Annotated in this window: 7 protein-coding genes, 1 pseudogene and 1 riboswitch; of the genes and pseudogenes, 2 read left to right on the top strand and 6 right to left on the bottom strand. The window is 42.7% G+C overall.

Translation table 11 applies throughout. The features are described from left to right. Positions 1–133 (top strand): annotated as a pseudogene (locus tag F6K52_RS27435) (hypothetical protein); the annotation flags it as partial. A 41-nt stretch (positions 134–174) separates the two neighbouring features. Here F6K52_RS27435 and F6K52_RS27430 read toward each other — a convergent pair. Together F6K52_RS27430 and F6K52_RS27425 are read right to left on the bottom strand one after the other, a co-directional pair. Next, positions 175–597 carry a hypothetical protein gene (locus tag F6K52_RS27430; RefSeq protein ID WP_293085842.1) on the bottom strand — a complete coding sequence of 141 codons (423 nt, stop codon included), beginning with the start codon at positions 595–597 and terminating at the stop codon, positions 175–177. A 688-nt stretch (positions 598–1,285) separates the two neighbouring features. Beyond that, positions 1,286–1,456 (bottom strand): DUF4278 domain-containing protein, encoded by a 171-nt coding sequence (locus F6K52_RS27425; protein ID WP_293085839.1) that lies wholly within the window; start codon positions 1,454–1,456, stop codon positions 1,286–1,288. 35 nt (positions 1,457–1,491) lie between these two features. After that, a riboswitch (Glutamine riboswitch) is annotated at positions 1,492–1,576 on the bottom strand. Positions 1,577–1,716: 140 nt separating this feature from the next. Here F6K52_RS27425 and smpB point away from each other — a divergent pair. Continuing rightward, positions 1,717–2,184, top strand: coding sequence for an SsrA-binding protein SmpB (smpB, locus tag F6K52_RS27420; RefSeq protein WP_293085834.1), 468 nt, complete (start codon positions 1,717–1,719; stop codon positions 2,182–2,184). Between the two features lie 144 nt (positions 2,185–2,328). On the opposite strand, the gene F6K52_RS27415 is transcribed toward smpB, so the two are convergent. From F6K52_RS27415 to F6K52_RS27400, 4 genes are all read right to left on the bottom strand, one after another. Continuing rightward, positions 2,329–3,714: an IctB family putative bicarbonate transporter gene (locus F6K52_RS27415; RefSeq protein WP_293085831.1), complete on the bottom strand. Its 1,386-nt coding sequence runs from the start codon at positions 3,712–3,714 to the stop codon at positions 2,329–2,331. 321 nt (positions 3,715–4,035) lie between these two features. Further along, complete coding sequence (locus tag F6K52_RS27410; protein ID WP_293085828.1) at positions 4,036–5,622, bottom strand: GAF domain-containing sensor histidine kinase; 1,587 nt, start codon at positions 5,620–5,622, stop codon at positions 4,036–4,038. A 198-nt stretch (positions 5,623–5,820) separates the two neighbouring features. Further along, a complete protein-coding gene (locus F6K52_RS27405; protein WP_070396930.1) occupies positions 5,821–6,549 on the bottom strand; it encodes a GUN4 domain-containing protein in 729 nt (242 codons plus the stop codon). Between the two features lie 517 nt (positions 6,550–7,066). Further along, on the bottom strand, positions 7,067–7,555 hold the full coding sequence (locus F6K52_RS27400; RefSeq protein ID WP_293085824.1) for an adenylyltransferase/cytidyltransferase family protein: 489 nt from the start codon (positions 7,553–7,555) through the stop codon (positions 7,067–7,069). Positions 7,556–8,550 lie beyond the last annotated feature (995 nt).

Genomic DNA, 8,550 nt, shown 5'->3' with positions numbered 1-8,550 from the left:
TATAGACATGACAATGAACACGTAACTCAATTTAGTCCTCCCCCAAGCTTTAGCAGCCCTAAAACCTTCAGGAGCCAAGATGGAAGAGGATTATCTAAAAATCAAATTTACCACTGGTGCAGTTAAGATTTGATCATGCCTTGTAGAATGGGAGTCAATCTACAAAGCACTGAATTAACCCTTTCTTAGATCCTGAGCCATTTTGATGAAAGGATCTAGGCTGGAGTCAGGGCGACGGCGTTGAGAGCTTACCTGACCGTTTTGTCCTGATGTAGCTCCAGACTCGGATGTAGCTCCAGACTGGGAAGCAGCCTCAGAAGTGGCCATAGGTATCTGATTTTGGGAAAGGGTTGCTTTATCCGTAGCAGAGATCTGCTCTACCACTTCACCCCTTAAAACAGCAGTTTTGGTCTTGGGATAGGATTTCTTGACCTTAACGCTGCTGCGCATGTAGTCAATGTTTCCCATTGTTTTGGCTTCATCTGTGTCCAAGAAATACTCTTTGGACTGGTTAGCTTCTATAGACTGTGCCATATCCTGGCGGTCTTCATCAACGTACTTGGTCTGAGAGTTGAACAAATTGCCAAAGAGTCCCATAGTTAATTTTTCCTGCCTCTAGGTAGTCTCTTGTTACTTTATGTTAAATATTATAAATATTTATATCACAAATCTTCTGTAAAAACTGATATCAACACAAAAAAACCTCAGCCACTTACAGAGGATATACTCTGCTCTTAGCTGAGGGAAGTAGTCAGGGTGCATCTATTACTTATCTATCCAACTGGGTTGTCACCCAATCAGGAAGCCAAATTAAAGATGGGGTGGAACCCCGCGCTTATTCAAAGCGGTAGGGAACGCGCACCAAGAGAGTGATTGCTTACAGGGCAGATGCCTAGGGCATATCGCCACCACTGGCTATAAGTTTAGAGACACCTTATTTGTAGGTTAGAATACTTAGTTGATATTTAGCGTCATCCGCTCTTTAGCCTCACATCTCAATGCTACCCCATGAGTGTGAGATGAATCGCTGACAGGAACTGTGTTACATAGGTTGAAAAATGCTATACTTAAAATAGTAGGGAAAACAAATTAAGAGCTAACCGCCACCTACGTGCCTCAAAATTGAACTTTTTTGTATGGTTCCGGTGCGGAGGGGCATCCCGTATCGTTAATAAAGCTTGCCGTTCGCGTAGCGTGGCCAAAGGCCTTGTATCCTAACCAATGGGCGGAGTTGGCAAGAAGCCCACACTGACCTATCGGTTCAGTGTGGGAGTATGTCACTTAATTAAGAAACGCCACGATATTTGAGGTTGACTTTGTATGGCACAAGTGGTAAACCATGGGCACTACCCAATGGGTAATTCAGCCCCCGGTACTTGCTAGCAAAGTCAACTGCTGTGGTGGAAACCTTGCAAGGATAGTATTGGTAGCTAACACCGCGATCAGAAAGTTTCATAGTCTTCGCCTCATAGTGGGATTGTAGTGATAAGAGGCGCGTTCCTTCAGGAGATATCCTTACTGCCGTCTCTCCATGAAGCTTGATCACCTATGGTTAAGTCATGAAAAGATGAACAATTTGATTTTTCTGTATCTATTTTTACCGTTTTTCAGGTAAATGTCAATATCTTCATAAAAGTTAATAGTTTCCCGTTGTCGCCAGTTCTAACCTCAGGCGCTACAGTTAAATAACTGCAAGCTTGTGGGAGTGGCAAGACTATGAGTGATAAAGGTGAAAGTTATAAAGTTATTAGTGATAATCGACAAGCTCGTTTTCTCTACCAAATTTTAGAGACTTACGAGGCGGGGATTGAGTTAAAGGGAACGGAGGTGAAGTCTATCCGAGTTGGCAAGGTCAACTTGCGGGATGGCTATGGGTTGATTCGTGGTGGGGAAGCGTGGCTGCTCAATGTCCATATCTCTCCGTACCAAAATATCAACGAATATTTTAATCATGACCCCCGTCGCAGCCGAAAATTACTGCTGCACCGTAAGGAAATCAATAAGCTCACCGGTAAATTAGAACAGCAAGGTTTAACCCTTGTCCCCTTAAAGATTTATTTGAAGCGCGGCTTAGTTAAAGTCAGCATTGGTTTGGGCAGAGGGAAAAAGATCCATGATAAGCGGGAGACGATCAAAAGGCGTCAGGATCAGCGAGATATGGCAAGGGCTCTCAAACGTTATTGAAGGTTGAACGCGCACGCGTGGCTTTTTGGCCAAGATTCAACGCGCACGCGTGGCCTTTTGGCCAAGGTTGTTTGGTCACCACAAAACTAGCAATCTGTAACTTGGTAACTTGTAACCTCCAATCTGCAAAGCAACCTGCAAATTCTAAACTTTTGAGGGGTCAGAATTCTTCGGATTGACATAGAAACTGGCAATAATGGCAACGACTAGCCACCATAAGGTCTGCACTTGAGGACGGTACCAAACGGTATCTACCAGACCATGGGCGAGCATTCCTGACATGGTAGCAATGGCTCCCATCAGCCAAAATCCCTGACGGTTAGCTAAATTTCTCAGACGACTTAGTTGTTGCATACCTTGGTTTATAGTGACCATCAACAACCAAAGGAAACATAAAATCCCGATCAAACCCATTTCTACTGCAGTTTCTAGGAAAATGGAATAGGCACTGAGGGCGGTATATTTGGGGCGTTGGAAAAGGGGATAGATTTTGTTGAAGGCGTTGTTACCTGGACCAATGCCAATGATAGGTCGGTGACGAATCATATCCACCACAGCAGACCAAACATTCATGCGGAAGTTGTTACTACTATCTTCCCGACCAACAAAAATACTAGCAATGCGATCGCGTATAGCTGGAACAAACATGACTGCGAGAAGCATCACCCCAGCACAACTGCTTAATAGCGCTGGCATTGCCCAAGGGCGTAATTTAGGGGGCAACTGTACACTGTACCAATAAACCAGCAGGATCAAGAAGACGAAAATACAAACAACAAAACCAATCCATCCACCCCGACTAAAGGTTAGCACTAGAGAAACTGAATTCACGACCACCATCGTCAGTGCTAAGGCTTTGGGGAGCAAACCCTGCCATACAAATACTGCTGCCAAACTCAATGCTACTGCTGGGATCAGATAACCAGCTAGTAAATTCGGGTTGCCCAGATAACTATAGACCCGTGTCAGTTTTGCTGCTGCTGAAGTGGGGTCTACCCAGGTAGCTAATGCCTCAGCCCCAAAAAACCACTGCCGCAAGCCGTAAATACTGACAATTAGTGATATATGGAGAAACAGGGTAATAATCCAGCTACGAAGCGGACCGGAACGCAATACCCTTGCCATCAGGGCAAAAAACAACAAATAAAGGGTTAATTTCACCAAACCACTAGAGGCAGCCCCTTTCACCGGAGAGAGTGCGGTGGCTATAGTGGCAACACTCCAGTACAAAAAAACTAACAGATGAATGGGGCTTACCTTCGGCTTTCCTATATCATCAGATAAGGTTAGCAATACCCAGAACCCTGCACTTGCCATTAACAAGATGCCTACTAGAGCATTGGACACAAAAGGAGCTAAACCGAACACCAGAGCAACTATCATCGCTCCTATTGGGTCAGACCACTGTAGGAGCAAGCTACTCTGACGCCAAGAATCTAGGAGTCCCACCAGGCGATACAAATAGCTAGTGCCTCGCCACCGATACAGCTGTAAATTTGAAAGAGTAAACTTAGCCCATGTTGAATTCATTGTCTATTTTTTATTTGAACCCACCCCATCTATAATCTTTGATTTTAGATCAGGATTTACTCACCAAATACTAAAAAACTTTTCGACGCTTCCCGAAAAGCTGGCGTTCTCACGGGGTCTTTAGTAGTTTTGGTATCGACCACTTCACAAAGACGCGCGCAAAATTCAACCATTTATTAACTGAGCAACCCTTATCAGCCGTTAGTCTTCTATTTATGAGTTTTTTTGAGGAATACGGTTTATGTTTGCTGGCTATATCACCTTGACAGTACCGTTGCCTACATTAGTTTAACATATCAGTCAATGAATTGGAACAGTGGTTTAACAGTTTTGATCAGAAGACTCTAATTTAGGTAAAGTAATCACGTAGCGATACCCTAACTCTGGCAAACCTTGAACAGAAATTTTTCCTCTATGGCGTTTAGCTAAATAGCAGCTTAGTAATAGCCCTAAACTTTCACGAGATTCACTATTCTGAGGTGTTTTTTCCGATTCAGAATCCCAACTACTGGTTTCTGGCTCAAAAGAACTGGATAAAAACTGATTGTCACAGAGGAAGTTTGAACTCGAAGGTAGTTCACTTATTCCCAGTGGTTCAGTTATGAATGGGGTTTCTAAAGCATTAGCAACCGCTGCTGCTGCTGAGGGGGATTGTAACGGTAACTCAGAAATTTGTCCGTACATCTGAGGTAGACCATCTCCGAGCCAGGGGTGAGAAACCCAAACCGCGATTTTCAAAGACACGACATTAGCCCTCTCCAAATCAGTTTTTCGAGAGACATGGATGCGTACTTCACCCCCTGCCTCAGCCGAGTAAATAACACTGAATATAAGGTAATATAGCATTTGTCGCACCTTTTCTTTATCCAGAAACCAGATACGATTACCTGGCTCTACAGATAGATGCAACTTTTGTCGATGTTGCTGCGCTATCTGTGATAAATTGTTCATTGCTTGTTGACAGAGCATTTCAATATCTACAGCAGTTAAATTTAGTTGTTCGCTGTTTTCCTCAAAAATCCCCAAGCAAAGGATTTCATCAACCATCAAGACCAGCTGACGACCACTGCAATAAACAATTTCTAGATATTCTTTTTGTTTATCAGTCAAAGACCCATAAACTTGGCGACTTAATACACTAGCCATTCCCATAATCGATGTTAGAGGTGTGCGCAATTCCTGTGTCAGCTGAGTTAGTAATTTGTACTTAATAGTGTGAACTGAGTTAAAACCAGCTATCCCATCTAGAGAGAAATTCCTAGGGCTAGAAGTTTCCCGATCAGACTCCACTTCCTGAGAGTGCTGAGCCTCTGTGGAAGAGTTAGGTAGCCAGTTAACAAACCGGTCACGCTCTTTTTTCAAAAAATGATTCCGCTCAAATTCACTGAGACTCCAACGAGCGGTAATTGCCAAAAACTCATAATCTTTGGTGGTAAAATTGCGAGGTACTAAATCCATAACTGCTAGGGTACCTAAACACTCTCCGTCAGCAGTTAACAGTGGCGCACCTAAGTAAGAACGGATACCGTAGTGGTGAACCAGTACACTACTAGCAAAGACAGGGTTGGCGACTGTATCATTAATCGCCAACATTTGATGACTATCTACTACATAGCTACAAAAGCATTCACTACGGGGCAACTGACGGGACTGTGCCACTCGATTCATTAGACCGATTCTAGATAATCCCACAGCTGATTTGATGTGCTGTTGCGTTTGTACCATAAAGCCCAAAATGCAGATAGGCACATCTAAAAATCTGGCAGTAGTTTGAGTTGCCTCGTCGAAAACTGGTACTGTTTCTGCTTCGAGTAGACCTAAATCCCGAAGAGTTTTCAGTCGTTTTTTTTCCCGATCTTTAGGAGTCAAACCATCCAGAGTACAAAAAAGTTGATTTTCTTTTGCCATAACCAACCCATTTCCCATGGTTACCTTTGGTAGCACCACAGTCTACTGGCTACTGTAGTACTACCCACAACACTTAAGGTTCCCAGATAGAGTAGTGAAGTAAACAAATTCTCAGGAAAATAAATGCTTAAATTATGCCATTTTTTTTGGTATCAGAAGCATTTTTGTGTTTTTTTCCTTCCTGACCGCTGATGGCAGTCATATCCGAGTAGACCAAGCTGGATGAGAAAGCAAAGAGGAAAATACCCGAACACCTCTGAGCTGATTGGAAAGAGGCAAATGACCTTTTGGTGCACTGAGATCCCAGATAAACTCATGGGGATATCGGGTCCAGCGATTGCCAGTTTTCCAACCAATTTTTGGCCAAAGTTTTTCCCAGTTCTTGCCCAAAGACAACCAAAGCTCCCGCTGCACAGAAAATCCAAATTTGCCTTGAGAGTGAATAACCCACAAGATATCAATAGTTTGCAAATCTGTAATCGGGAAATTGTCTACTTCGGAAAAATACAGCCATCTTCTCTGTAGAGCAGCAGCTCCTGCTAACTCACAGAGTTTTTCGAGAGTAAGACGGTCAGCTGCGAGAAAATCTTGTTTAACTAACAGCTGTTGCACGGGTGTGTAATCAATGCCTGCTTCAGAACGTAGGGGTACAACCCCAGTAGGAAAATAGGTTTGCAAAAATTCATTGGTTTTGGGCATATTGGCTTGATGGAGGGCTTGATAGGCAAAACCAGCACTGAGGATAGTCGGGTTGGCATGTTGCTCCTGTAAAAATTCCATTAACACGTCTAACCCGGCAGTGCCAGTGTTGGCAAGTTCCTGAATCAAAGCCTGTTGTTTTTTTTCAGAACTAGACTTTAGCTGGCGCTGGAGTTCGGCAACTGTGTTAGAGACTTCTGCTGGTAACCGGGCCGTTTGATCGCTCATGAAGGGTAGGGTTTGAGGTTGCACTCAAGAAGATTGAATGTGATAGGTTTTAAAGTCGAGAGTCAAGCAAGTTCATGCTTTTAACCTAGACTACGGCAAGGAACCGCTTGTATACAACCTTGAAGCTTATAATTGTCTAACCTTAAACCTTTTACCATGAACAAGTTGTGCCAAAATTCGTGCGATCGTAGTCCGTCAATTGTCTCGCTTCGGTGCTTCACTCTAATCGCTGCTTGAACAATTAACTTGCAGGTTAATTGTTAGGGGTTGGGGGTTAGGTCTCGGTTTAATGGTTAATGGTTAATGGTTAATAGTTAAGTGTGTAAGCGTGCTTAGTACCTAATGTAACCCTGCTATCATGCCTCATGTAGCGTGCCTATACTGAAGTATATAGGGAGACACCAGCTACGAACAGACAACACCCGAGGGTATGAAAAGTGTTTTCCAAAATTGACAAAGAATCAATTTACACCCACAACAATTTACCAAATTTTAACCATTCTCTATTCTCACGTGCTTATCGAGCCTGAAGAATGCGGTTAATGATTTGAGTAGTGGAGGTAGGAAATTCAACCTGGACTAACTCAATCCGCCCCCCGTAGGATTGAACAATTGGGGCTTCTGGCAAAGTAGATAAAGTGTAGTCACCCCCTTTAACGTACACCTCTGGTTGCAGTGCTTCAATTAAACGATTAGCTGTGGTTTCAGCAAAAATCACTACCCCATCTACGGGTTTGAGAGTTGCCAAAATTTCTGCCCTCTGTATTTCAGGAACCAGTGGTCGGGAAGGATATCCTGGCTGTGATTGTTTAATGCGGTTTACTGATTGATCACTATTTAGTCCTACCACTAGAGCTGAACCCAAGGATTTGGCAATCTTTAAGTAACGCACATGACCAATGTGTAGTATATCAAAACAGCCATTAGTAAATACCAGAGGTCGCCATCGCTCTGACTCCTGGGTCATCAGCTGTTGTAATTCATCGGCAGTGTAGATTCCAGTCATCTCACTTGAAAATAGTTCTGAGTACGTCAGGCAGACAATCCTGAGTTAAAAGGAGTTACTCCGGTAGTAGGTTTGTCTACTACCAAGGCTACTTCCCTCGCCCCGAAGGAGCTGATTTCTACTTTGCCATATACCATATTGATTGGATTTTTTACCAGGAGAGTCAGGGGGTTTGACAGATTTTCTAAGCTCTGCTACCAGGTAAGTCTTGGTTTTTAGTCAGTAGGGCAGTTTACTTAGCAATACTATTATACATCAGGGTAAACGCATCTAAATTAATTTGACAAAATTCTAGACTTGTGTATTCAAAAAGATAGATTGGAATTGGAGGATGTAAAATAATAATTTGCCTTTGCGTAATAGTTACGCAAATTAAACTCATAAAATCTAATATTTTATTTAGGTAGTTATTTTTTTACGCTCTTAAAATTTTTTTTAATTACCGGAACTTTTATCAAATTAACCGGCCATGATTAATCTTAATTAACCAGCATAGTATAAATAAATAAAAAAATAAATAAATAGTTGTTGTCCATAGCCGCTCGATATCGCTTCATTTTTAAACTTCCTTTCTCTTGGTGCGCGTTCACGCTTGTCGGGAAATCCGACCGGGGTCGCACCGCTAAAAGTCGTTTATTGTTTCAGTAAATTTAAAGCTAAACGAGGTATTAGAGCCAAATTCTCTGGATAATTATCTTTACGAATCCGACTTTGATCTTTCGAAGAGGTGCGCTTTCCAATGGCCGGTGAACCCGGCCTTGGGTCGTACCTCAATGTGACATCTAATGTCCAATGTCAACTATTTTCAATTCCCCAATGGCTCCGAATCGCTTTAGCAATTTTATCAGCATTACTCTCTAAACTACTTCTGGGGGGGCGACAAGCGCCCTGTAACCCTTGATATATCTTAAATTGAGCGAATTATGGTAAAAAAAGATAGGTCATAACTTGTCAATACGACCTATCAATTGAAAATGGTACCAGAATTATATCAA

Origin of the sequence: Moorena sp. SIO3H5 (assembly GCF_010692395.1) — a bacterium.
GTDB lineage: Bacteria > Cyanobacteriota > Cyanobacteriia > Cyanobacteriales > Coleofasciculaceae > Moorena.
The sequence above is the reverse complement of the archived record's forward strand: the minus strand, read 5'-3'. Positions and strand labels throughout refer to the sequence as shown.